Consider the following 24538-nt stretch of genomic DNA (forward strand, 5'->3'; position numbering starts at 1 on the left):
GAATCTCTGCCGCAGAGTGATGTATGCGCTTACAGGCAGCGCATACATCCGGATTGCTCAAGGAGGAGCCCTCCATGTCCCGCACCGCCAGAAACGCCTCGATCGGCATCGCAGTCACGGCTGCGCTCACTCTCGGTCTCACCGCGTGCGGCAGCTCCGGTGGCGACGACGTCGCCGCGGACAAGAAGCAGACGCTCACCGTCTGGGCCATGGGGGCCGAGGGCGAGAAGCTCGCGGATGTGGCCAAGGTGTACGAGAAGGCCAACCCGAACATCACCGTCAAGGTGACCCCGGTCGGCTGGGACGTCGCCCACCAGAAGCTGGTCTCCGCGGCCGCCGCCGGCACGCTGCCGGACGTGGCGCAGATGGGCGGCAGCTACATGGGCGAGTTCGCCGAGCTCGGTGTGCTGGAGCCGGTCGACACCAAGACCTTCGACGAGAAGGACTACTTCCAGTCCGGCTGGGAGCAGGGCGAGGTCGACGGCAAGGCGTACGGCGTGCCGTGGTACGTCGACACCCGCGTCCTCTACTACCGCACCGACCTGGCCGAGAAGGCCGGCATCACGAAGGCTCCGACCAACTGGAAGGAGATGCAGGACCTCGCCACGGCCTACCAGAAGAAGGCCGGAACCAAGTGGGGCCTGTCCATCCAGCCCAGCGGCCTGGACACGGTGCAGAACTTCTACTCCTTCCTGTACTCGGCCGGCGGCGAGATCGTCAACGCCAAGGGCGAGGCGGTCATCGACAGCCCCGAGGCCGTCAAGGCGCTCAAGGAGTACGGCTCATACTTCGACAAGGGGCTCTCCAACAAGTCCGTGCAGCCCGGTTACGACGTGGTGAAGGACTTCGGCAACGGCCGCGTCCCGATGTTCTTCGGCGGCCCCTGGCACGTCACCCTGCTGAACGAGGGCCAGCCGCAGGTCAAGGGCAAGTGGGCGGTGGCCAACGTGCCCGCCGACAAGTCCTCCGTCTCCATGGCCGGCGGGTCCTCCCTCGTAATCTCCAAGGACAGCGAGCACAAGGCCGCCGCCACCGAGTTCATCAAGTACCTGACGGACACCAAGGGCCAGGCCGACTGGTACAAGCGCACCAAGGACCTGCCGGCCAACACCTCCGCCTGGACCTCCGGCGACCTCGCCGACGACACCAACCTCCAGGTGTTCAAGAAGCAGATGGACACCGCCAAGTCGTCGCCGTCGCTGTCCAACTGGACGGAGATCACCGACAAGGTCGACCAGGCCATCGCCAAGGTCACCCAGGGCAAGGCGTCCGCCGAGGACGCGCTCAAGACGGCCCAGTCCCAAATCGAAGGCCTCGTGAAGTAGGAGTCATGCGCACCATGACCTCAAAGGCCGCGCAGACGGCCAAGGTGCAGGCCGGGCCGGGGGCCTCCGGGTCCCCGGCCACCGGGCCCGCGGGTCGCCGGGGCCGCAAGAAGTCGATGGGCGTGCAGAACGTGGCCGGCTGGCTGTTCTCCACTCCCTTCCTCGTCCTGTTCCTCGTCTTCATGGCGTTCCCGATCCTCGCCACGCTGGTGATGAGCTTCACCGACTTCGGGCTGCGCAATGTCACGCACCCGCTGGACGCGAACTTCATCGGCTTCGAGAACTACGTCAATCTGTTCAGCGACGACAAGTTCCTCAAGTCGCTTTTCAACACGGCGTACTTCGTGGTGGTCGGCGTACCGCTGACGATCTTCCTCGGGCTGGTCGTCGCCGTACTGCTGAACAACGGCATCGACCGGGCGCGGACCTTCTTCCGCGTCGGCTTCTACGCCCCGGTGGTCACGACCATCGTCGCGGTCGCCGTGGTCTGGCGGTTCGTGCTCGACCCGAGCGACGGGCTCATCGCGGGGCTCTTCTCCGAAGTGGGCCTCACCTCGCCCGACTTCCTGGGCTCCGAGACGCTCGCCATGCCGTCGATGATCGCGATGGCGGTCTGGCGCAACCTCGGCACGGTCATGGTGCTCTTCATCGCGGGTCTGCAGGCCATCCCCACCGAGGTGCGGGAGGCCGCGCGGCTGGACGGTGCCGGTGTCTGGCAGGAGTTCAAGGGCATCACCGTGCCCCTGCTGCGGCCCACGCTGCTCTACGCCACGGTGATCACGACCATCGGTTACCTCAATGTCTTCGAGGAGCCGTTCGTGATGACCCGGGGCGGTCCCTCGGACTCCACGCTCACCGTCTCGCTGAACATGTACCGCGAGGGCTTCAACTTCTTCCACATGGGCTATGCGAGTGCCATGGCGTATGTCCTCTTCGTAGTGATCATGGGCATCACGGTGCTGCAGCTCCGACTGCTGAAGGACAACACGAAATGAGCGCCACCAGTGCACCGGGCGCCGTCTCGACGGCGCCGTCGAAGAAGCCCGGGGACACGCGGCCGTCCGCGCCGAAGAAGGCCCGCAACCCGAAGCGCGTCCTGGTCTACGTCCTGCTGTCGGTCGGCCTGCTGATCATGTCGGCACCGTTCCTGTGGATGGCCCTCTCGGCCTTCAAGACGCCACAGGACCTGACGGCCAGCCCGCCCGTGTGGCTCCCGACCGAGTGGACCCTGGAGAACTTCCGGGAGCTGCTCGAAAAACTCGATCTGCCGCTGTACTTCATGAACTCGGTGATCGTGGCGGTGCTGGTCACCATCTCGAACCTGGTGTTCTGCTCGATGCTCGGGTACGCCCTGGCCAAGCTGAACTTCGCCGGCCGCAACAAGATCTTCGGCCTGGTCCTCGGCGCCCTGATGGTGCCCGGCAACCTGATGCTGCTGCCGCTGTTCGTGCTGATGAGCAAGTTGCAGCTGATCGACTCGTACGCCGGTCTGGTGCTGCCGTTCGCCGCCGGAGCCTTCGGGGTCTTCCTGATGCGGCAGTTCATGCAGTCGATCCCGGACGAGCTGCTGGAGGCGGCCCGGATGGACGGCGCCGGTGAGTGGTACATCTTCTGGCGCATCGTGATGCCGCTGGTGAAGCCCGCTCTGGCGACGCTGTCGATCTTCACGTTCCTGGGCTCCTGGAACAACTTCGTCTGGCCGCTCATCGCGACCAACGACCCCGACAAGTACACCCTGCCGGTCGCACTGGCCACCTTCGCCACCGACCCCAACAAGGCGGGCGGCTCCAACGGCATGCTGATGGCCGGTTCCCTGCTGGTCGTCCTGCCCGTCGTGGTCCTGTTCATCGCGCTCCAGCGGCACTTCACCCAGGGCATCGCCACGGCCGGCATGAAGTAGGCCGGCCGGGCCCCGGCCCGCCCCCGCGGGCCCACCGAAACGTACGAGGCCACGGCCCCACACCCCGTCGGCCACACCCCTTCGTCAGAAAGACGGTTTGCGATGACGCACACCCAGGTCCCGTTCCCCGAAGGCTTCCTGTGGGGCGCCTCCACGGCCGCCCACCAGATCGAGGGCAACAACATCAACAGCGACTGGTGGGTCAAGGAGCACGCCGCGGGCACCCACATCCAGGAGCCCAGCCTGGACGCCTGCGACAGCTACCACCGCTGGCACGAGGACATGGACGTGCTGGCCGGTCTGGGCTTCACCGACTACCGGTTCTCCATCGAGTGGGCGCGCATCGAGCCGGTCGAGGGCACGTTCTCCCGCGCCGAGCTCGCCCACTACCGCCGCATGGTCGAGGGCGCCATCGAGCGCGGCCTGCGCCCCATGATCACCCTGCACCACTTCACCGTGCCGCAGTGGTTCGAGGCGCGCGGAGGCTGGACCGCCGAGGGCGCGACCGAGCTCTTCGCCCGCTACGTCGCGGCCTGCGCGCCGGTGATCGCCGAGGGCGTCGGCCACGTCTGCACCATCAACGAGCCGAACATGATCGCCGTCATGGCCGGCCAGGCCAAGCGGGGCGACAACAGCTTCCCGCCCGCCGGCCTGCCGACCCCCGACGACGAGACCACCGAGGCCGTCATCGCCGCGCACCACGCGGCCGTCAAGGAGGTCCGGGCGATCAACCCGGACATCAAGGTCGGCTGGACCATCGCCAACCAGGTCTACCAGGCCCTGCCCGGCGCCGAGGAGGTCACCGCGGCCTACCGTCACCCCCGCGAGGACGTCTTCATCGAGGCCGCCCGCGGCGACGACTGGATCGGTGTGCAGTCCTACACCCGGACCAAGATCGGCACCGACGGCCCGATACCCACCGCCGACGGCGTCGAGCGCACCCTCACGCAGTGGGAGTACTACCCCTCCGCGGTCGGCTACGCGCTGCGCCACACCGCCGAGGTCCTGGGCAACGGCATCCCGCTCATCGTGACCGAGAACGGCATCGCGACCGACGACGACAGCCGCCGCGTCGACTACTACACCGGCGCCCTGAACGAGGTCGCCTCCGCGATCCAGGACGGCCTGAACATCCAGGGCTACCTGGCCTGGAGCGCGCTCGACAACTACGAGTGGGGCTCCTACAAGCCCACCTTCGGCCTGATCGGCTGGGACCCGGAGACCTTCGAGCGCCTGCCCAAGCCGTCCGCCGTCTGGCTGGGCGAGATGGGCCGCACGCGCGCACTGCCGCGCATCGCCGACTGACCTCGGCACCCCGGGCCGACCCACCTCGGCTCCCCCCGACCGGGAGCGACCTGACAGCTCCCGCCCGTACGGGAACCGGCGCCACCTGACGGACGCCGGTTCCCGTGCAGCAGGGTCTCTCGACCCTGTGCCCGCGTACGGCGCCGCTCGTGTCCTGCCCTGCTCACGAGCGGCGGCGCACGCCGGTGCCGTACACAGCACGGCGCCCCGCGCCCGCAATCACGACCGACGAACGAAATCCGCCCACCGCCCACAGCCGGTGGCTCTTCTTCGAGGGGTTCTGATGGACCGTCGTACGTTTCTCACCGCAGCGGGGACAGGGGCCGCCGCCCTGTCGCTCGGCGCCGTTGCCGCGCCCCCGGCGGGCGCCGCCGCACAGCCCGTGCGCGGCTCGCACGCCCCGCTGCTCCTGCGCTGGTTCCGCGACACGTATCGCTCGATCGAGGCCATGACGACCGACTTCGGTCTCGCCGTCGACAAGATCGACGTCAGCGGGCCCGGCACTCCCGTGCAGTCGCGTCAGACCTCCCCCACCAACATCGGCTGCGGCCTCTGGTCGGCCGTGGCCGCCGCCGGGCTCGGGGTGATCGACGACGACACGATGCGCCGACGGCTGGAGCACACCGTTCGGGCCGTCGAGAAGCTGGAGCGCCACCACGGCTTCTGGCTCAACTGGTACGACGCGCACGACGGTTCGGTCCTCACCGAGTGGCCCGGCACCGGCGACCCGGTCCGCCCGTTCCTCTCCTCCGTCGACAACGCCTGGCTGATCACCGGCCTGCGCATCGCCGCCGACGCCTCGCCCGCGCTGCGTCCCCGCGTCGCCCGCATCCTGGCCACCGCCGACTGGTCGTACTACTACACGCCGTACGACCCGGCCGACCCGGTCGCCGGCCCCGGACAGCTGCGCGGCGGGTTCTGGCCCGACACCGAGGAGCCCACCGGGCACCACTACGGCGCGCTCAACACCGAGCCGCGCATGGCCAGTTACCTGGGCATCGCGGACGGCTCGCTGCCCGCCGACCACTACTGGCACCTGCTGCGCACGATGCTCCCCGAGCACGAGCAGGAGCAGCACCCGCAGGGCAGTCACGTCGCCATGGACGGCGTGCGGGTCTGGCAGGGGCACTACACCCATCGCGGCCGGAAGATCGTGCCCAGCTGGGGCGGGTCGATGTTCGAGGCCCTGATGGTGCCTCTGTTCGTACCGGAGGCGGAGTGGTCGCCGAGGTCCTGGGGCCTCACGCACCGCCGGTACGTCCGCAGCCAGATCGAGCACGGCATGGAGGAGGCGGGGTACGGGTACTGGGGCTTCTCCCCCGCCGACATCCCCGAGGGCGGGTACCAGGAGTACGGCGTCGACGCGATCGGGATGCAGGTCGACGGCTACGCCTCCAACACCGACCGCACGTACACGAAGGACGGCGAACCGCTGCCGCCCGCCTCGGCGTTCACCAACGGTGTGGTCACGCCGCACGCCTCCTTCCTCGCGCTGCCCTACGCCCCGGACGAGGCGATCGCCAACCTGCGCGCGCTCGACCGCGACTTCGGCGCCTACCACGCCGGGTACGGCTTCCGGGACTCCGTCAATGTCGGCACCGGGCGGGTCAGCGACTATCTGCTCGCGCTCGACCAGGGCATGATCGCCGCGGCGCTGGCCCAGGCGATCCGCCCCGGTCTGCTCCAGCGGCCGTTCCGGACCGGCGGATTCCAGTCGAAGGTGCGACCGCTGCTCGCCAAGGAGCGGTTCTCGATCTGACGATCCGGATCCCATCGAGACGTGGTGGCGTACCGGTCCGGGGCGGAGCGCTCGGGGCCCGGCCCCGGCCCGGTACGCCACCGCCCGGTTCCGGTCCGCTCAGTTCCAGCCCGCGCGGTACGCCACCCAGTCGCCGTCCCGCGCGGCGAAGTCGACGTAGAGCGCGACCCCGAACCGTTCGCGGCCGCGGTCCGTGCGCCCCAGTCCCAGCCGGGTGCCGCGGACCGCGGCCGCGACCGTCTCGGCCGACTCATGGTGACCGAGGTCGTTCTCGTGGAAGAACGGCAGCCCCATCAGCAGATCGGTGTCCTTCGGCGTCACTTCGAGGGCGAGCGCCGTCTGGTGGGCGACATAGCCGCCGAACATCCCCTCCAGGGGCATCCAGGTGTCGTACGACATGACGGCGATCTGGTCGACCCGGCGCGCGACCTGTCCGAAGAACTTCTGCGACCACCATTTCTCGCTGCCGCTGAGCGCGCCGATCACGCTGTGTGCCGCCGGCAGCGGGTCGATCTGGTGGGCCGCGACCGACAGCTGCGCCCCGCGCGCCCCGGTGAGCGCGCCGAGGTCGTCGAGGAGCGAGAGGTAGTGGCGGTCGCCGGAGTGCAGCGGTTCCAGGTCGAAGTGGACGCCGTCGAACCCGGCGTCCAGGATCTGCCGGGCCGAGGCGACCACGGCGGTGCGGGACGCGGCCCGCTCCAGGCGCAGCCCGTCGGGCCCCTCGGTGGCGAGTACGTCGCCGAGCCAGGCCTGGACCCGGATGCCGGGCAGGGTGCGGTGCACGGCGTCGATCAGCCACCGGGCCCTCGGGTAGCCCGTGGCGGGCAGGGTTCCGTCGTGCTCCAGCGGTCCGGCGTGGACGTACAGGTCCTTGATCCCGGTCCCCTCGATCCGGGCGGCGAAGGCGGCGAGGTCGGCGGCGTCCTTGCGTCCGTCGACCCAGGCGTGGCCGAGCCAGATGGCGTCGCGGCCCCGGGTGCGGGTGCCGTCGCCGGGGTCGCCGGAGTAGTTGAGCCGCAGGGCGACTCCCGCGGTGAGGACCGGCACCACGATCACCAGGACGGCTCCCAGCGCGATCCGTCTCGGCCAGGTCCAGCGGAACCGGGCCGCCCGTCCCCGTATCTCCCCGGCCATGCGCCTGATCCCTGTGAGCACGTCCGTCTCCCCCTGTGTGCCGGTGTGCCGTAGCCGTACGAAGGGCATCATGGCGCACCGCCTCGGGGGCGACGGCGGGCCGGGTCGCCGGGTCGCGGGTCACGGAGGGTGGACATAGCCTCACAAAGGTGATGCCGCTCGTGAGCCGTACCCGGATACCCGTACCGGGCCGGGCCCTTCTCGCCGCGCTGCTGGCGGTGTGCTGGCTGGCCCTTCCCGCAGCGCCGGCCGCTCGCGCCGACGATCCCGTCACGCTGTCCCGGGACGGGCAGATCACCGACAAGGCGGGGGCGCTCGGCGACCGCAGGGACCAGGTGCGCGCCGCACTCGACCGGCTGTACGGGGAACGCCGCGTCCAGCTCTTCGTCGTGTACGTGCGGGACTTCTCCGGGCGGTCCGCGCAGAGCTGGGCCGATGCGACGGCCGACCGCAACGGCCTCGGCCGCGACGACATCCTGCTCGCCGTCGCCACCCACGACCGGAGTTACGCGTACACGGTCGAACAGGGCTCCCGGCTCACCGACGCACAGCTCGACGACGTGGCGCGCACGGCGATCGAGCCCGCGCTCCGGGAGAACGACTGGGCCGGTGCGGCGATCGGCTACTCCGCCGTACTGGCCGGCAAGGCCGTGCCCACCCCGGCCGTCACCCCCGGGGTCGCCGATCCCGGAACCAGCGGCTCCGGCGGAACGAGCGCCACGGACCTGATCCTTCCGGTGGTCGTCGTGGGCGGGGCGGCAGCGGCGGCCGGCTACGCGTACACCCGGCGCAGGCGGCGCGCCACGACCCGTACCACGCCCGGCGCGAAGGGCTGGGGTCCCGCTTCCGCCGGGCCGGGCGGCTCGCCTGCGCCGACCCCGCTGCCGGAGCTGGACGCCCGCGCGAAGGAGGCGCTGGTGGAGACGGACGACGCGGTCCGCACCAGCGAGGAGGAACTGGGGTTCGCCACCGCCCAGTTCGGCGAGGAGGCCGCGGCCCCGTTCACGGAGGCCGTCGGGTACGCGAAGGGCGAGCTGACGGCCGCGTTCCGGCTGCGCCAGCAGCTGGACGACGCCTTTCCCGAGGACGACGCGACCAGACGCCGGATGCTCGACGAGATCATCGGCCGCTGCACGGACGCGGGCTCCCGCCTGGACGCCGTGTCCGGGGACTTCGACCGGCTGCGCGCCCTGGAACGCGACGCCCCGCAGGCCCTGGCCACCGCCGAGGCGGCGTTCCGGGCACTCGCCGGGCGGGTCTCGGCGGCCGAAACCACCCTGACCACGATGCGCGAGGAGTACGCGGAGTCGGCCTTCGCCGCCGTCGCCGGAGACATCGAGCAGGCCAAGGACCGGCTCGTCTTCGCCACGTCGAGCCTCAACCGGGGCCGGCAGTCGGTGGACAGCACCAACCATTCCGCGGCTGCGGTGTACATCCGGGCCACCGAGGGCGCCGTCGACCAGGCGACCACCCTCGTCGACGCGGTGGAGCGGCGGAGCCGGGAACTCGTGGGGGCGGCGGGGCGGCTGCCCGCCGCCCTCACCGAGACGGAGACCGATCTGGCCGATGCGGGCGGGCTGCTCGAAGGCACCGGGGAGGGTGCGCCGACCGCGGACCTGCGGGGCCGGATCGCCCGCGCGAAGTCGGTGCTCGGCGATGTGCGGGCGGAGATGCGGGCCGGCCCGTACGACCCGATCGACGCGCTGCGCAGGGTGGAGGAGGCGGACGCGGCGCTCGACGCGGCGCTGGCCGGCGTCCGCGAGCGGGAAGCGGGCGACCGGCGGGCCCGCTCCCTCCTGGACGGGGCGGTGCTCACGGCGCGTTCGGCGATCGCCGCGGCGGCCGACTTCATCACCACGAACCGGGGGGCGGTGGGCAGCCAGGCCCGGACCCGGCTGGCGGAGGCCCAGCGGCGGCTGGAGCGGTCCCGCGAGCTGGCCGGGTCGAAGGATCCGCAGGGGGCGCTGGCCGAGGCGCAGCAGGCGGATTCCCTGGCCGGGCAAGCCCGGAGCCTGGCCGAACAGGATGTGCGCGCGTACGGGAACCGGAACGGTCCGGGCGGTGCGCGGGGGACGGGCGGCGGGGTCGGCGGCGCGGTGCTCGGCGGCATCATCCTCGGCGGCCTCCTGGGCGGCGGGGGCGGGCGCGGCGGCGGCGTTCACGGCGGAGGGTTCGGCGGCGGGGGACACGGAGGGGCCGCCGGGCCCGGCAGCTTCGGCGGCGGGGGCACGCGCGGCCGGCGCGGTGGCGGCGGCCGTTTCTGAGCTGCCGGCACGGGCACCGGCCCAAGGCTTCATCCACAGGCAACGCATACGGAGATCCCCCGCGTCGTCCCTGGACGCGCAGTTCGAGCAACTGGACAGCCTGGGTGACAGCGCCGAGGCCGATGCCCGGCTGGCGGCGCTGAAGTCGGCCTCGTGACCGCTGCCGGACGGGCCCCGGCGGCCCGCTCAGTACATGCTCAGCAGCTGCTCGACCGTGAGTTCGGCGGTGGGCTCCCCGTCGGGGAGGTCCAGTTCGAACCAGACGGTCTTGCCGCGCGGCATCCGCCGCGACCCCCAGGCCACGCTCAGCAGCCCGACCAGTTGGAGTCCGCGCCCGCCCTCGTCGGTGTCGCGGGCCCGCCGCCGCCGGGGCTGGACGAGTCCGGAGTCCCACACCTCGCACACCAGGGTGCGGTCGCGCAGCAGCCTGAGCCGGATCTCGCCCTCCCCGTACCGCAGGGCATTGGTGACCAGCTCGCTGACCAGTAGTTCGGTCGTGTCCACCAGGTCGTCCAGGCCCCAGGCGAGCAGCCGGCCACGGGCCAGTTCGCGGGCGCGGCCGACGGAGCGGGGCTCGCGGGGCAGCCGCCAGTCGCCGACCGCGTCGGCCCGCAGTCCCTGGATACGGGCCACCAGCAGGGCGATGTCGTCCTCGCCGTGCCGGGTGTCGAGGGTGGTCAGCACGTGGTCGCAGAGGTCCTCGACCGGCCGGTGCGGATCGACGAGCGCGCCGCGCAGGGCGTCGAGCCCCTCGTCGAGCGGGTGGTCGCGGGACTCGACGAGCCCGTCCGTGTAGAGGGCGAGTACGGAGCCCTCCTTGAGCTCGATCTCGACCTCCTCGAAGGGTTCGCCGCCGACGCCGAGCGGCATTCCGGGCGGGACGTCGAGCAGCAGGGCGGCCTCGCCGGGTTCGGCCACGGCGGGTGGGAGGTGGCCCGCGTTGGCGAAGGTGCACCGCCGGGTGACCGGGTCGTAGACCGCGTACACGCAGGTCGCCAGGTAGACCTCGGAGAGGTCCGCCTCACGGGACTTGTGGGCGGCCCGCGAAGGCCACTGGGAGCCGCCGCCGGAGGCGTTGCCCCCGCCGGGGCTGCCGAGTCCGCGGGCGACCTCGTCGAGCGCGGAGAGCACCTCGGCGGGTTCCAGGTCCAGGAGGGCCAGGGTCCGTACGGCGGTGCGCAGTTCGCCCATGGCGACGGCGGCCCGCAGCCCGCGGCCCATCACGTCGCCGACGACGAGGGCGGTGCGGTGGCCGGGGAGTTCGATCACGTCGAACCAGTCGCCGCCCACTTCGGTGGCCGTGTTGCCGGGGAGGTAGCGGCAGGCGATGTCGAGGCCCGCGGCGACGGGGTCGCCGGGCGGCAGGAGGCTGCGCTGGAGGATCAGCGCGCGCTCGTGCTCGCGCCGGTAGAGGCGTGCGTTGTCGATGCAGACCGCGGCGCGGGCGGCGAGCTCGGTGGCCAGGGCCCGGTCCCGCTCGCCGAAGGGCTCGCTGCCCTTCGTACGGGAGAACTGCACGAGGCCGACCACCGTGTCGTGGGCGACCATCGGCACGGCGAGCGTGGACTGGACGAAGCCCCGGTCGTCGCCGGGCACGTCCTCGACGTGGCCGGTGCGCAGGGCGATGGCGCACGGCGAGTTGAACGAGAAGCGGTGTACGGAGCCGAGCTCGGGCGAGCCGGTGTCCGCGGCGATGTCGGGCAGGGCGTCCGACACCGCGCTGGCCAGGGCCACGCGGCGCAGTTCGGCGGAGGTGCCGACGGATTCCTGACGGAGTGAATCCCAGCTTCCGGGCGGTGCGTCGTCGCCGGTGAGCAGCCCCTGGTAGAGGTCGACGGAGGCGAGGTCGCAGAAGCCGGGCACGGCGACGTCGAGGAGTTCGCGGGCGGTGGTCTCCAGGTCGAGGGAGTTGCCGATGCGGGCGCTGGCCTCGTTGAGCAGGGCGAGGTTGCGGCGGGCGCTGGCGGCCTCGCGGGCTGCGATGTGCCTGCGGGTGACGTCGGTGGCCAGTCCGGCGACGCCGATGGGGCGGCCGGAGCCGCTGTGCACGCGGTAGAGGTTCATGGACCAGTGGCGGCTGCCGGGTTCGCCGGGTGCGGTGCCGATGACCTGGAGATCGGTGACGGAGGTCCCGGTCTCCAGGACGCGTTCGATGGTGGCGGTGAGCCGGTCGGCCTCGGGGCCGGAGAGGTAGTCCTCGACCGTGCGGCCGCGGTGGTCCTCGGCCCGGCCGCCGAAGACGGTGGCGAAGCGCTGGTTGGCTCGGACGACCGAGAGGTCCGTACCGAACAGCACGAAGCCGAAGGGAGATTGGCCGAATATGGCCTGTGAGGCGGCGAGGTCCGTCTCGATGTGGCGCAGGGCCCGGACGTCCACGACGATGCAGAGCGCGGCCCGTTCGCCACTCGCCGTCCCGCTCGGCATCACATAGATCTCGGCGAGCCCGTGCACGCCGTCCTCGCCCGGTATCCGGAAGGGGACGAGGCCCGTCCACTCCTTGCCGTCGAGGATCTCGCCGACCCTGCGCCGCCCGTCGGTGCGCAGTTCGGCGGGCATGAATGCCTCGACCGGATCCATGCCCACCGCTCTGTCCGCGGCAATGCCGAAGAGGCCGGCGGCCCGGCGGCTCCACTGCTCGATCAGGCCATCGGGGCCGATCGAGAAGGAGGCGACCCTGATGTAGTCGTAGATCGAGCCAGGCGGGCTGCTCTGCCACACGATCTCGCCCGCTGTCCCAGGTATTTCGCTCACGCGACCGTCCCCTCCAGCTCACACACCGGACCGGTCCTGCCCGCAGTATTCAGTACTCCGGCCCCAACCGACACGGCGTTCACGATCACAGCACGGTCTCAGTCCATTTCAGCCAGCTTCTGGCCGACCCCTGGTGATCGCTGTCCGTCCCACCCCACTCCTAACCAGGCAGAGCCAGCTCGAACCACACGGTCTTGCCGGTCTTTCCCCGCCTGGTCCCCCAGCGGCGGGCGGAACACGCCACCAGCTGCAGTCCTCTGCCGCCTTCGTCCTCGGGGCCAGCCATGCGTTCGGTGGGCGGATCCGGAAGCGGATCGGAGACTTCCACGAGCAGTCCGGGGTGCGCGGCGGGGCCGTCACCGTTGGGATGAGGGCGCACCAGACGTACGCCGATGGGGCCCGATGTATACCGCATCGAGTTGGTCACCAACTCGCTGACCAGCAGAACCGTCACATCCCCGACAACCGCGTCGAGCCCCCAGGCACTCAACGCCTCATGGACTGCGTGCCGCGCGGATCGCACGGCGCCCGGCACAGCCGGAAAGGTCCACTCGGCGCAGTCGCCTTCACTGTCGATCACGCCGATCACTTCCCGGGGCCGGCAGCGGGGAACACCCTGTCTACAAGGGTTATTCAGCACATACCCGATATTTGGGGTGAACTACCGCCAGGATCGACACGTGGGGCGTACGGGTGTACGACCGCGCACACGAACAGATGCGCACCGGGAGAAGGGGCGCACGAGCCGATCGGCACGCGCCGCCGCCCCGGCGTTTGCCCCGGTCAACCACCTCCCCGGCGCCCCGCCGCGCGCCGGTGTTCCGACAGCACCGCACGGCGGCCGCACCCGGCCCCGAAGTCACGTCGGGCCGTGCGCAGTTGACGTACGCACGCCGGCCACGGGCGAGAGCCCGCGACCGGGCGGATCGCCGGCGCCGGCGACGGTTGCCGGTGAAGTGCCCCAGCCCCCCTGGCCACTTGGCGGCAAAAGACGCGGTCGGGGCCGAATCAGGCCAGTGTGCCCGCGGCCTTGAGGTCATCGAAGAGCAGTTGGTCGACCGGCGGGACGAGCGGCCGGTCGGCGTAGGAGAACCACGCCATCTCCTCGATCTCGCTGCTGACGGCCAGCGTCCCGCGGTACTCGCCGGCGTAACAGCTCATGCGCACGACCACGCCGTCCGGATGGCCGTGCGCCTGCGCCTCGTACGTACCCATGTGGGAGACGGTCGCCGGGAGGATGGCCACGGCGAGCTCCTCCTCGACCTCACGCAGCAGGGTCTGCAGGTCGGTCTCCGCGCCCTCCCGCTTGCCGCCGGGGATGTAGAAGACGTCCTTGCCCCGTGGCCGCGCGCAGAGGATCCTGCCGTTCTCCACCCGCACCCATGCCACCGTGTCGATCAGGACCGACATCATTCCGCCTTCGTTCATGTGCAACCCGGACGGACAGGACCTTAGCGGGGCGGGGCGGACGGCCCGACGGACGCACCCCCGGTCACGCGCCGGAGCACGACCGCCGCCCCGTCGTACTCCTCGTGATCACCTCAGGGCCGGGTGCTCTGCCCGACCCGCTCCACCCAGTAGAGCTGCTCGTGTCCGTGCTCATCGAGCTTGTCGGCGACCTTCTGTGCCTCGCCCTGCGTGGCGTACCTGCCGACGCGGTAGCGATTGCCGTTGTCGTCCTGCCTTATCACCAGCCACGGAAGAGCGGCCGCACCGTCGCTCATCGTGTCCCTCCCCAGCATCGCGCCCCTCCCTCGAACGTCGTGCACGTCACTAAAGATCCCCAGGAAACCGCAGTACGCATATGCCCGAGCGTACGCCTGACCTTTACTCAACGGATACGTAATTACACAAAGAGGTACCGATCCGGTCGGCAAGAGGGGCGCACCCGACTGGATGCGCCCCCTGCGCCCGTGGCCGGCGAGCAGATCGGCCCGGACCGCACGGGGCGGTCGGCGATGTCCGGCGGCCCGCAGGCGGTTCCGCAGACCGCGCAGGTATGGGTGACGGTGATGTCCGCGACCTCGGCACCCGGACCGTTCACCCGGTTGGGCCGCGCCAGGCAGTACGTCCCCTTCGTCACCCAGGCGGTCGACGGGCGGGGCGTCGAGGCCGGTCCGGCCGCGACGAAGGCGAGCAGCGCCGGAAGGAGTGCGGGGCATGGCGGAGGGAGCAGTCGTCCCGGCCCTCGCCGGCTGTGAGTTTCGCGCAACTGCGGGCCGGGGCCGGGGCGTCGGCCCCGGCCGGGGCATCCGCGGCCGGGGCCCGGGCCGCCCTCGGTGTGACCGTGTCCGTCATCGGCGACTTCCCGCTCCTGCCGTCCGGTGTGCGGGTACGGACCGGACGACAGGAGCGGGACATGACAACCTCATACGGCCGGTGATTGCCCGTCGATCACGGGAACCGGCCGGGCGTCAACGTGTCGTCACCGACGCCGGACGGCGCTCTGCGCGCACCGGTCACCGGACCGGGAGGTGGTAGGCGACCCGGAAGCGGTCGGCGGGCACCACCACGTCCGCCGTCTCGACCGGGCGGCCCGAGGCGTAGTACGTCCGCTCGATCACCATCACCACATGCCCCGGCACACCGCCGAGCGCCAGGAGCTCCTCCGCCAGCCCCGGGCGCGCGCCGACCTGCTCGGCCACGTTGTCCACGACGACGTCGATCGCGGCCATCCGCTCGACCACCCCGCAGCCGCCCAGCGGGCCCTCCTCCGGCAGCATCACCGGCGTACGCCCCGTCACGGCGAGCGGCTCCCAGGAGGTGGAGAGCATCATCGGCTCCCCGGCCTCGCGGAAGGTGTATCTCGTGCGCATCACCCGGTCGCCCGGCTCGATGCCCAGGCGCTCGGCGATCTCCGCGCTCGCCCCCTCCTGTTCGCTGCGGGACTCCCACGTCCCGTGCACCCCCTCCGCCGTCTGTTCCTGGCGGAACGGACTGGCGCCGGCCGCGGACCGGTAGCCGGAGCGGGCGATCCGCCGCGGGACGGGGCGCTCGCGCACATAGGTGCCGGAACCCGAGCGCCCCTCCACCAGGCCCTCGGCCATCAGCACCTTCCGCGCCTCCAGCGCGACGGTGTCCGAGACTCCGTACTCCTCGCGGATACGGGCCTGCGAAGGCAGGCGCGTATGCGGCGGCAGCGAACCGTTGACGATCTTCTCTCTCAGATCGCTTGCAACGCGCAGATATGCGGGCTGCTCACCGAAAGTCACAGGCCACTCCCAACAGGTTGACAGTCTGCAACAGCGTGACAACCGTCGGTTGTGTACCGCAAGCACGGGCCAAGGATTCACTCGATGTGATGATTCACTCTGCCCCATGCATATCCGGCCGTCGGCCACCAGGGGGATCTCAGCTCTTCTCACGTACTGTCCCCTCCCCGGTTCACCGCAACCGCGTCCCTCTCCGCACAGAAGCGGGGCGGCCGCCGAAGCAGCCGCCCCGCCTCTCCGCAGCCGCCCCGCCTGTTCAACGCGTCACGGACGCGATGTCATCGGAACCGCGTGATCAGAACCGGCTCATCAGAACTGCAGGCCCCAGGAGTTGAGCTTCCCGGTGTCCGCCGACGCGTTGTCGCTGACCCGCAGCTTCCAGGTGCCGTTGGCCACCTCCGAGGAGGCGTTCACCGAGTAGGTGGTGTTCACGTCGTCGGCGCTGCCACCGCTCCCGTACGCCTTCAGGTTGTAGACCGAGCCGCCGGGCGCGACCAGGTCGATCTTCAGGTCGCCGCTGTAGGTGTGCGTGATGTTCACGGGCACGCTCAGCGTGGCCGGCGCGTTGCCGGTGACACCGGTGACGGTGATCGGCGACTCGACGGTGGAGTTGTCGGCGATGGTGTAGCTCGTCGTGCTCTCGAACTTCTTGCCGCCCGGCGGGGTGGTGGAGCCGCTGCCGACGTTCAGCAGGCGGTTCGGCGAACCCGTACCCGGGTTGGTCACCACTCCGGTACTGGCCGCGGCGACCAGTCCGGCGGAGACCTGGGCCGGGCTCTCGCTCGGGTGGTCGGCCAGGTAGAGGGCCGCGGCGCCGGCCACGTGCGGGGTCGCCATCGACGTACCGGAGATCGTGTTGGTGGCGCTGTCGCCGGTGTTCCAGGCCGAGGTGATCGACGAGCCGGGGCCGAAGATGTCCAGCACGCTGCCGTAGTTGGAGAAGCTGGAGCGGGCGTCGGTGCTGGTGGTGGAGCCGACCGTGATGGCCTCGGTGACCCGTGCCGGGGACTTCGTGGAGGCGTCGGTGGACTCGTTGCCCGCGGCGACGGCGTAGGTGATGCCGGACGCGATGGACTTGCGCACCGCGGCGTCGAGCACCGAGTCCGCCCCGCCGCCCAGGCTCATGTTGGCCACCGCGGGCTTGACGGCGTTCGCCGTCACCCAGTCGATGCCCGCGACGACCTGCGCGGTCGTGCCGGAGCCGCTGTCGTCGAGGACCCGGACGGCGACGATCTTCGCCTTCTTGGCCACGCCGTACGCCGAACCGGCGACGGTGCCCGCCACATGGGTCCCGTGGCCGTAGCCGTCCTGCGCGGTGTTGTCGTTGTCGATGGCGTCGTAGCCGTACGAGGCCCGGCCGCCGAAGTCGCTGTGGGTGATCCGCACACCGGTGTCGATGATGTACGCGGTGACGCCCTGGCCGCCGTTGTCCGGGTAGGTGTAACTCTGGTTCAGCGGAAGGGACTTCTGGTCGATCCGGTCGAGCCCCCAGGAGGGCGGCGAGGGCTGGGTGCCGGTGACCCGGAAGGTCCGGTTCTGCACCACGGACTCGACGGCCGGGTCGGCGGCGAACTTCTTCGCCTGGCTCTCCGAGAGCTCCACCGCGTAGCCGTTGACGGCCGCACGGTAGGTCTTCTTGATCTTGGCGCCGTACTCCTCGGCGAGCGCCTTGCCCTTCGCGGAACCCGCGTCGGCCGCCGACTCGTCGAGCGTGACGATGTAGCTGCCGCTGATGGTGCCCGGGGCACCCGCGTTCTGGATCCGGCCTTCCGCCGCCTGCCCGGTCGCCGAGGCGGGGAACACCGCGGCGCCGGAGAGCGCGAGGGCCGCTCCGGCTATGACACTCGCCGCGGCGAGTCTTCGGCGTGCATGGGGGGTGTGACGCGTCACTGACATGTGGGGGGCCTCCTCGATTGCGGTGCTCTGGTGGGGGGTTACACGTGCTGTCGAGACGGAGCAAGGGGTAGACGTCATGGGCATGACAAGCAATTCCTGCCGGTTCCGCGCTGCCCACGACCCTGCCGACAGCGAAAGATTGACCGATTCTTGGGAATCGCACAAGGGTGCACTGGGCTCTGCAGTACCTTCGCCACGGGGCGGCCACACGCCTGACATGCTGACGGGCATGCCCGCATACATCTGCCCGCAGGACGGCACCCGCGCCGACACCACCGCTCTCACCTGGTGCTGCCCGGTCTGCCGCGGCCCCTGGGACCTCGCATTCGAAGCCGCCGGCCCCCTCTCGCTCGACTCCCTGGCCGGGCGGGTCAATTCACTGTGGCGTTACGAGGAGGCGCTGCCCCTCTCCGCGCCCACGACCACGCTCGGCGAGGGCCGCACCCCGCTCGTCCCGCTCACCGGCACGGTCTCGGCCAAGCTCGACTTCCTGATGCCGACGCTCTCCTTCAAGGACCGCGGCGCGGTGATGCTCGCCGAACTGGCCCGCCGTCTGTCGCCCGAGCGCGTCGTCGCGGACAGCAGCGGCAACGCCGGCACGGCCGTCGCGGCGTACTGCGCCCGTGCCTCGCTGCCCTGCACGGTGTACGTCCCCGAGGGCACGTCCCCGAAGAAGACCGAGCAGATCCGGGCCCACGGCGCCCGCCTGGAGATCGTCCCCGGCGACCGCGAGGCCACCGCGGCCGCCGCTCGTACCGCCGCCGACGTCCCCGGCACCTTCTACGCCTCGCACGTCTTCAACCCGTACTTCCTGCACGGCACGAAGACCTATGTGTACGAGCTGTGGGAGGACCTCGGCGGCCGTCTCCCGGACGCCATCGCCGTACCGGTCGGCAACGGCACCCTTCTGCTCGGCGCGGCCCTGGCCACCGCCGAACTGCACGCCCAGGGGCTGATCGACCGGCGCCCGGCGCTGATCGCCGTGCAGGCCGAGGCCGTCTCCCCGCTGGCCGCCGCCTTCCGCGCGGGCGCCGACGATCTGCCCGACGCCGCGGCCGGCCCCGCCGCCGCCACCCTCGCCGAGGGCATCGCCATCCCCCGCCCGCCGCGCGCCCGTGCCATCCTGGCCGCGGTCCGGGAGTCCGGCGGCACCTTCCTCACGGTGACCGAGGATCAGATCCGCGCCGCGCAGCTGGATCTGGCCGCCCGCGGGTTCTACGTGGAGACGACGGGCGTGGCCTGCTGGGCAGCGGTCGGCGGCTGGACCGACCGGAGCGTCGTCGTCCCCCTGTGCGGCGCCGGGCTCAAGACCGGTCTCGCGCCCTGACGCGGCGGGCCACCGGCGCCCGCCACCCCGCCTGCCGCTCCATCAGCCGATCACCCCGCGCGCCGCGCACCGCCGCGCGGCGCGCGCTTCCCTACCTTCGTACGGTGAGCCTCTCGCGCAGCCTCCTTCTCACGTCCTTCGCATCCCTGGTCGCGGGCGCCCTGATCGTGCCTCCGGGCCCCGCCTCGTACGCCGCGGTGCCCCCTGCCGCTCCCGCCGCGGCGGCCACCGCCTGCGGCCGGGACACCGGTCCCGCCTGGGCGCCGGCCTCCACCCGGTTCGGCGAGGCGGCCGGATACGACCCCTACACCGGCAATGGATACCTGGGCCACCGGGTGCCCGCCGCGGGCGCCGGATACGCCGCGTCCGGCGAGAAGACCGGCTGGCCGCTGTTCACCCCGCGCTACGACGGCGCGTTCGTCTCCGGCCTGTTCGGGCGCGACAAGGATCTCGCCGCCGGCCGCGAGGTGGCCGCCGCACTGCCGAGCTGGACGAACCTCGACCTACGCGTCGGCGACGAGACCTACGGCTCCGGCACCCCCGGCGGCCGGATCTCGCGCTACCGCCAGACGCTCTTCCTGCGCTGCGGGCTGGTGCGTACGTCGCTGCGCTGGACCACGGCCGACGGGCGCGCGACCGACCTGACGTACGAGGTGCTCGCCGACCGCTCCGATGTGCACACCGGCGCCGTACGGCTGCGCATGACACCGCACTGGAACGGCACCGCGACCGTCACCGGCCGCCTCGACCCGAGGGGCGCGCGCCGGCTCGATCTCGACGACGACGGAACGTTCCGCACCCGGGGCACCGGGATCAAGGGCGCGATCGTCCAGACCGTGCGCTCCGGCGGGCCGGGGCCCGGAGCACCGGTCGCGGCGCGGAGCACGCACCGGGTGCGCGCCGGGCGTACGTACACCTTCGAGAAGTACGTCGGCGTCGACACCGCGCTCACCTCCCCCGACCCCCGCGCCTCGGCCCGCGATGCCTCCCGGCGCGCGGCCCGGCGCGGCTGGTCCGGGGTGCTCGCCGCGAACGCGGCCGCCTGGCGGCGGGACTGGGCGGCCGACATCTCCGTACCGAGCGGTCCCGACCTCCAGAAGTGGCTGCGGGCGGCACAGTACGGGCTGCTGGCGTCCACCCGGACCGGCTCCCGCGACAGCATCGCACCGGCCGGCCTGACCAGCGACAACTACGCCGGAATGGTGTTCTGGGACGCCGAGACCTGGATGTACCCGGGGCTGCTCGCCACCCGCCCCGAGCTGGCCCGTTCGGTCGTCGAGTACCGCTACCGCACCCGCGAGGCCGCCCGCGCCAACGCCCGGAAGCTCGGGTTCCAGGGCCTGTTCTATCCGTGGACGAGCGCGAGCGGCGGCGATCTGTGGTCCGAGTGCCAGAGCTGGAACCCCCCGCACTGCATCACCCAGAACCACCTCCAGGGCGATGTCTCGCTGGCCGTCTGGCAGTACTACCTGGCGACCGGGGACCGCGACTGGCTGGCCCGGCGCGGCTGGCCGCTGCTCGAAGGGATCGCCGACTTCTGGGCCTCGCGGGCCACTGCCGACGAAGACGGCGGCTACTCGGTGAAGGAGGTCGCGGGCCCCGACGAGTACAGCAACGGCGTCACCGACGGGGTCTTCACCAACGCGGTCGCGGCCACCTCCCTGCGCAACGCCACCCGCGCTGCGCGACTGCTCGGACATCCCGCGCCGCCCGAGTGGGCGCGGGTCGCGGACGGCCTGCGCATCCCGTACGACCCGGCGCGCAAGATCTTCCTCCAGTACGCGGGCTACGACGGCTCGACGATCAAGCAGGCCGACACGGTGCTGCTGATCCATCCGCTGGAGTGGCCGATGGAACCGGGCGCCGCCGCGTCCACGCTCAACTACTACGCGGCGCGCACCGATCCGGACGGTCCGGCCATGACCGACTCGGTCCACGCGATCGACGCGGCCGCCATCGGGGAACCCGGCTGCGCGACGTACACCTATCTCGAACGCGCCGTACGCCCGTTCATGCGCGGCCCGTACGCCCTGTTCAGCGAGGCCAGGGGCGCGAAGGCGGGCGCCCACGACCCCTTGTCGGGCTTCCCCGCCGAGGACTTCCTCACCGGGAAGGGCGGGTTCCTCCAGGTCTTCACGCACGGCCTGACGGGGCTGCGACTGCGGGAGGACGGGGTTCGCCTCGATCCGCTGCTGCCGCCGCAGCTGGGCAGCGGCGTCACACTGACAGGACTGCACTACCGGGGCCGTACGTACGACCTCGCGATCGGCCCCCGGACGACGACGGTACGGCTGACCTCCGGCGCCCCCTTCACCGTCCACTCCCCCATCGGATCCCGCCTGCTCACCCGTACGCTCACGCTCCCCACCCGCCGCCCCGACCTGGCCCGGACCACCGACGCGGCCCGCTGCCGGCCGGCGACGGCGACCTCGCAATCCCCCGGCCTGTACGCGGCGGCCGCGGTGGACGGCAGCCCGGCCACCGCCTGGTCCCCGGACGGCGCGACGGGCGCGCTGACGGTGGACCTGGGGCGCGCGGCCGCGGTGACCTCGGCCGAACCGGAGTGGACGGAGGTGCGACCGTCCTCGTACATCCTGGAGACATCGGCCGACGGCACGCACTGGCAGCCGTACCGTGCGGGAGGCAGGGCCCGCCTGGTACGGCTGACGGTCAAGTCCAAGGACGCGCGGAAGCCCGCAGGGGTAAGGGAGTTGAGAGTCACTCAACCATGAGCACGCGGCCGTACGGAAAGATCGGCCGCGGGCGCGGAGCCTGTTGCCGAGGCCGTAGTACAGGCCGGGCAGCACGCCGCCCACCGCCGGGAACGGCCCCGGCTGCGGCCCCGGCGCCTCAGAGCCTGTCGGGTGACCTCTGATCGGGCGGTCACGCCCTGGCACTCACGCTTCCCGATCGAAGGTCACCCGACAGGCTCTCAGCCCTGCGGATGGAAGTAGCGGGCGGACCGTCGACGACTACCCGCGGTGGGTGTTCCCCGGGGTCGCGGCGAGGCGGGGGAACGGGACTGCCCGTGCGTACCTGCCCTGGATCTCCGCGGCGAGTCCCCGGATCGCGGGGAGCCGTGCGATCAGCGCTTCCCCGGGGCAGTTGGTGGCGAAGCCGTCGCGGTGGCCGGAGATGGCGTCGAACTCGGCCGAAGTGCCCCTGGCGTAGCGGCTCTTGCCGTTCGTGGACGTGAGCCGCACCTTGCCGGTCGGGTCGACCCCGCTCAGCCCGAGCTTCCAGGCGGCGAGAGCCGCGATCGCGTGCTCCATGGCTGCCGGCACCGGCGTCCCCGGCCCGAAGGTGCCGATGGCCGCGATCCCCGTGGTGCCCTGGTTGAACCCCAGGGTGTGGGAGCCGACGACGGCCCGGTCGGCACCGCCGGCGCGGCCTTCGTAGACGGTGCCGCACTTGTCGACGAGGAAGTTGTAGCCGAGGTCGCCCCAACTCCGGTCGCGTGTCTGGCCGGTGTACAGATTGCGCAGGGTACGGGGGACGTCCGCGCAGTCGTAGCCGTTGGGGGTGTCGGTGTGATGGATGAAGACCGCCCTGACCCCTCCCGCGTAGTGCGCGTGGCTGTCGCGCTTGGTCTCGTCGGCCCGCCACTGCGCACGCGACACGATCGCGGGCCGGGGGACCATGCGGCGCAGAGCCATCGAGGCCGCTCCGAGGGCCGGGAACGGCCGCCCGGCGTCGACGGGCTGAGCGGTCACTCCGGGCCGCCACACGGAAGGTGCCCCTTCGGGGGCCGTGTCCCGGGCGGCTCGGACCGCCGTCAGTCCGGCAGGTGCCGCCAGCAGGGGAAGCGCCATGGGAACCGTGACCCACAGCGCTATTCGGTACAGACGCATTCGGTACAGACGCACAGGAGAAACCTTCTTCTTCTTTCGCCTTCGTCTTTCGCCGGGATGCCGGCGGGAGCGCGTATGCCCACAGCTTTACGGCGCCCGGTCCGCCGCGCGCGCCGGGTTAGTGCAGACAGGCGAGCTCGACGACACACCGGGAAGTGGGCCTCCGGCATGCGAATTTCGGCCATGATCGGTCGGTATGGGGGCTGTCGGGGCGAGCACATGGAGGCACGGTCGTGGGCACGGACGGACAGCGGGACGGGAACGCGGAACGGTTGCACTGCCTGGTCACCGGGGCGTCCGGGTACATCGGCGGGCGTCTGGTCCCGGAACTGCTGCGGGCGGGCCACCGGGTGCGGTGCCTGGCCCGCACCCCCCGCAAGCTCCGTGACCATCCCTGGGCGGAGGACGCCGAGACGGTGCGGGGCGACGTGACGGACGCGGGCTCGGTCGCCGCGGCCATGCAGGGGATCGACGTGGCGTACTACCTGGTGCACGCCCTCGGCACCGGCTCCGCGTTCGAGGACACCGACCGCCGGGCGGCCCGCGTCTTCGCCGAGCAGGCGCACTCCGCCGGCGTACGACGCATCGTCTATCTGGGCGGGCTCACTCCACCGGGCGTACCGACCGGGTCGCTCTCCCCGCATCTGCGCTCCCGGGCGGAGGTCGGTCAGATCTTCCTCGACGCACCGGTGCCCGCCACCGTGCTGCGGGCGGCGGTCGTCATCGGCTCGGGATCGGCGTCCTTCGAGATGCTGCGGTATCTGACCGAGCGGCTGCCGGTCATGGTCACCCCCAGCTGGGTGCACACCCGTACCCAGCCCATCGGGGTACGCGATGTCCTGCGCTATCTCGTCGGCTCGGCCACCATGCCGGCCGACGTCGACCGGGCGTTCGACATCGGCGGGCCCGACGTCCTCACGTACCGGGAGATGATGTGCCGTTACGCCGCCGTCGCCGGGTTGCCCCGGCGGCTCATCGTTCCGGTTCCGGTTCTCACCCCGCGGCTGTCCAGCCACTGGGTCGGTCTCGTCACCCCGGTGCCCGCCTCCCTGGCCCGGCCGCTGACGGAGTCACTGCGTCACGAGGTCGTCTGCCAGGAGCACGACATCGCCCGGTACGTGCCCGACCCTCCGGGCCTGCCGCTGCCGTTCGACGAGGCACTGGCCCTGGCGCTGCGGCGGGTGCGTGAGGCCCAGGTCGCCACCCGCTGGTCGTCCGCGGCCCTGCCGGGAGCGCCCAGCGATCCGCTGCCCACGGACCCGGACTGGGCCGGAGGCAGCCTCTACCAGGACGAACGGCAGCTGTCGGTCGACGCGTCCCGAACGGCCCTGTGGCGGGTGATCGAGGGGATCGGCGGCGACAACGGCTGGTACTCCTTTCCGCTCGCCTGGGCGGTCAGGGGGTGGCTGGACCGGTTCGTCGGTGGTGTGGGGCTCCGCCGCGGGCGGCGCGACGCCGAGCACCTGCGGGTGGGGGACTCGCTGGACTTCTGGCGGGTCGAGGAGATCGAGCCCGGACGGCTGCTGCGGCTGCGCGCGGAGATGCGGCTGCCGGGCCTCGCGTGGCTGGAGATGTACGCCGAGACCGGCCCCGATGGCCGCACCCGCTACCGGCAACGAGCGCTGTTCCACCCGCACGGCCTGCTGGGCCACGCCTACTGGTGGTCCGTGTCCCCCTTCCACGCCGTGGTCTTCGGGGGCATGGCCCGCAACATCACCCAGGCCGCCGCCAAGGGAATGAGCGCGCACCGGCCCTCATCGCACGTCGGCCGCGCCCGGGGGCCCCGCCCCGGGCGACGGGCCGGCGAGTAGCAC

19 protein-coding genes and 1 pseudogene are annotated in these 24538 nt (G+C 71.6%); 12 read left to right on the forward strand and 8 right to left on the reverse strand.

What is annotated here, in order from left to right; all coding sequences use genetic code 11:
* Positions 1-74: 74 nt before the first annotated feature.
* The 5 genes from BT364_RS05485 (at position 75) to BT364_RS05505 (ending at position 6289) form a co-directional block, all read left to right on the forward strand.
* Positions 75-1325 carry a sugar ABC transporter substrate-binding protein gene (locus BT364_RS05485; RefSeq protein WP_072483943.1) on the forward strand — a complete coding sequence of 417 codons (1251 nt, stop codon included), beginning with the start codon at positions 75-77 and terminating at the stop codon, positions 1323-1325.
* 5 nt (positions 1326-1330) lie between these two features.
* Entirely contained in the window at positions 1331-2320 is a 990-nt protein-coding gene (locus BT364_RS05490; RefSeq protein ID WP_072483944.1) for a carbohydrate ABC transporter permease, read from the forward strand.
* The gene (locus BT364_RS05495) at positions 2317-3225 is read left to right on the forward strand and encodes a carbohydrate ABC transporter permease (protein ID WP_072483945.1); all 909 of its coding nucleotides are present in this window, start codon (positions 2317-2319) and stop codon (positions 3223-3225) included. Before BT364_RS05490 ends, BT364_RS05495 begins: the two co-directional genes overlap by 4 nt.
* Positions 3226-3327: 102 nt before the next feature.
* A complete protein-coding gene (locus BT364_RS05500) occupies positions 3328-4530 on the forward strand; it encodes a glycoside hydrolase family 1 protein (RefSeq protein ID WP_072483946.1) in 1203 nt (400 codons plus the stop codon).
* A 283-nt stretch (positions 4531-4813) separates the two neighbouring features.
* The gene (locus BT364_RS05505; RefSeq protein WP_072483947.1) at positions 4814-6289 is read left to right on the forward strand and encodes a glucoamylase family protein; all 1476 of its coding nucleotides are present in this window, start codon (positions 4814-4816) and stop codon (positions 6287-6289) included.
* A gap of 99 nt (positions 6290-6388) precedes the next feature.
* Here BT364_RS05505 and BT364_RS05510 read toward each other — a convergent pair whose 3' ends face one another.
* Complete coding sequence (locus tag BT364_RS05510; RefSeq protein WP_072484191.1) at positions 6389-7423, reverse strand: glycoside hydrolase family 18 protein; 1035 nt, start codon at positions 7421-7423, stop codon at positions 6389-6391.
* A gap of 161 nt (positions 7424-7584) precedes the next feature.
* On the opposite strand from BT364_RS05510, the gene BT364_RS05515 reads away from it, so the two are divergent.
* Both BT364_RS05515 and BT364_RS42560 read left to right on the forward strand, forming a co-directional pair.
* The gene (locus BT364_RS05515; protein ID WP_072484192.1) at positions 7585-9687 is read left to right on the forward strand and encodes a TPM domain-containing protein; all 2103 of its coding nucleotides are present in this window, start codon (positions 7585-7587) and stop codon (positions 9685-9687) included.
* Positions 9688-9748: 61 nt separating this feature from the next.
* Positions 9749-9844 (forward strand): annotated as a pseudogene (locus BT364_RS42560) (PspA/IM30 family protein); the annotation flags it as partial.
* A gap of 29 nt (positions 9845-9873) precedes the next feature.
* Here the strand turns inward: BT364_RS42560 and BT364_RS05520 are convergent.
* The 4 genes from BT364_RS05520 to BT364_RS05535 all read right to left on the reverse strand — a co-directional run bounded on the left by BT364_RS05520 (position 9874) and on the right by BT364_RS05535 (position 14162).
* Entirely contained in the window at positions 9874-12405 is a 2532-nt protein-coding gene (locus tag BT364_RS05520; RefSeq protein WP_107408173.1) for a SpoIIE family protein phosphatase, read from the reverse strand.
* A 193-nt stretch (positions 12406-12598) separates the two neighbouring features.
* Entirely contained in the window at positions 12599-13027 is a 429-nt protein-coding gene (locus tag BT364_RS05525; RefSeq protein ID WP_072483949.1) for an ATP-binding protein, read from the reverse strand.
* Positions 13028-13446: 419 nt separating this feature from the next.
* Entirely contained in the window at positions 13447-13851 is a 405-nt protein-coding gene (locus tag BT364_RS05530; protein ID WP_177328046.1) for an NUDIX hydrolase, read from the reverse strand.
* Between the two features lie 128 nt (positions 13852-13979).
* The gene (locus BT364_RS05535; RefSeq protein ID WP_256259595.1) at positions 13980-14162 is read right to left on the reverse strand and encodes an SPOR domain-containing protein; all 183 of its coding nucleotides are present in this window, start codon (positions 14160-14162) and stop codon (positions 13980-13982) included.
* Between the two features lie 189 nt (positions 14163-14351).
* Here BT364_RS05535 and BT364_RS44070 point away from each other — a divergent pair, with 189 nt between their 5' ends.
* Both BT364_RS44070 and BT364_RS41355 read left to right on the forward strand, forming a co-directional pair.
* Positions 14352-14639, forward strand: coding sequence for a hypothetical protein (locus BT364_RS44070; protein WP_177328028.1), 288 nt, complete (start codon positions 14352-14354; stop codon positions 14637-14639).
* The gene (locus BT364_RS41355; RefSeq protein WP_072483951.1) at positions 14636-14821 is read left to right on the forward strand and encodes a hypothetical protein; all 186 of its coding nucleotides are present in this window, start codon (positions 14636-14638) and stop codon (positions 14819-14821) included. The genes BT364_RS44070 and BT364_RS41355 overlap by 4 nt, the downstream gene beginning before the upstream one ends.
* A 76-nt stretch (positions 14822-14897) precedes the next feature.
* Here BT364_RS41355 and BT364_RS05550 read toward each other — a convergent pair whose 3' ends face one another.
* Together BT364_RS05550 and BT364_RS05555 are read right to left on the reverse strand one after the other, a co-directional pair.
* A complete protein-coding gene (locus BT364_RS05550) occupies positions 14898-15650 on the reverse strand; it encodes a GntR family transcriptional regulator (protein WP_072483952.1) in 753 nt (250 codons plus the stop codon).
* 309 nt (positions 15651-15959) lie between these two features.
* The gene (locus BT364_RS05555) at positions 15960-17546 is read right to left on the reverse strand and encodes a S8 family peptidase (protein ID WP_072483953.1); all 1587 of its coding nucleotides are present in this window, start codon (positions 17544-17546) and stop codon (positions 15960-15962) included.
* 229 nt (positions 17547-17775) lie between these two features.
* On the opposite strand from BT364_RS05555, the gene BT364_RS05560 reads away from it, so the two are divergent.
* Complete coding sequence (locus BT364_RS05560; RefSeq protein WP_256259596.1) at positions 17776-18873, forward strand: threonine synthase; 1098 nt, start codon at positions 17776-17778, stop codon at positions 18871-18873.
* 104 nt (positions 18874-18977) lie between these two features.
* Positions 18978-21605, forward strand: coding sequence for a discoidin domain-containing protein (locus BT364_RS05565; RefSeq protein ID WP_072484194.1), 2628 nt, complete (start codon positions 18978-18980; stop codon positions 21603-21605).
* A 240-nt stretch (positions 21606-21845) separates the two neighbouring features.
* Here the strand turns inward: BT364_RS05565 and BT364_RS05570 are convergent, their stop codons facing one another.
* Complete coding sequence (locus BT364_RS05570; protein WP_371268272.1) at positions 21846-22529, reverse strand: peptidoglycan recognition protein family protein; 684 nt, start codon at positions 22527-22529, stop codon at positions 21846-21848.
* Positions 22530-22957: 428 nt separating this feature from the next.
* Here BT364_RS05570 and BT364_RS05575 point away from each other — a divergent pair, with 428 nt between their 5' ends.
* The gene (locus BT364_RS05575) at positions 22958-24535 is read left to right on the forward strand and encodes an SDR family oxidoreductase (protein WP_072483956.1); all 1578 of its coding nucleotides are present in this window, start codon (positions 22958-22960) and stop codon (positions 24533-24535) included.
* Positions 24536-24538 lie beyond the last annotated feature (3 nt).

It is taken from the genome of Streptomyces atratus, assembly GCF_900119365.1.
Taxonomy (GTDB): domain Bacteria; phylum Actinomycetota; class Actinomycetes; order Streptomycetales; family Streptomycetaceae; genus Streptomyces; species Streptomyces atratus_B.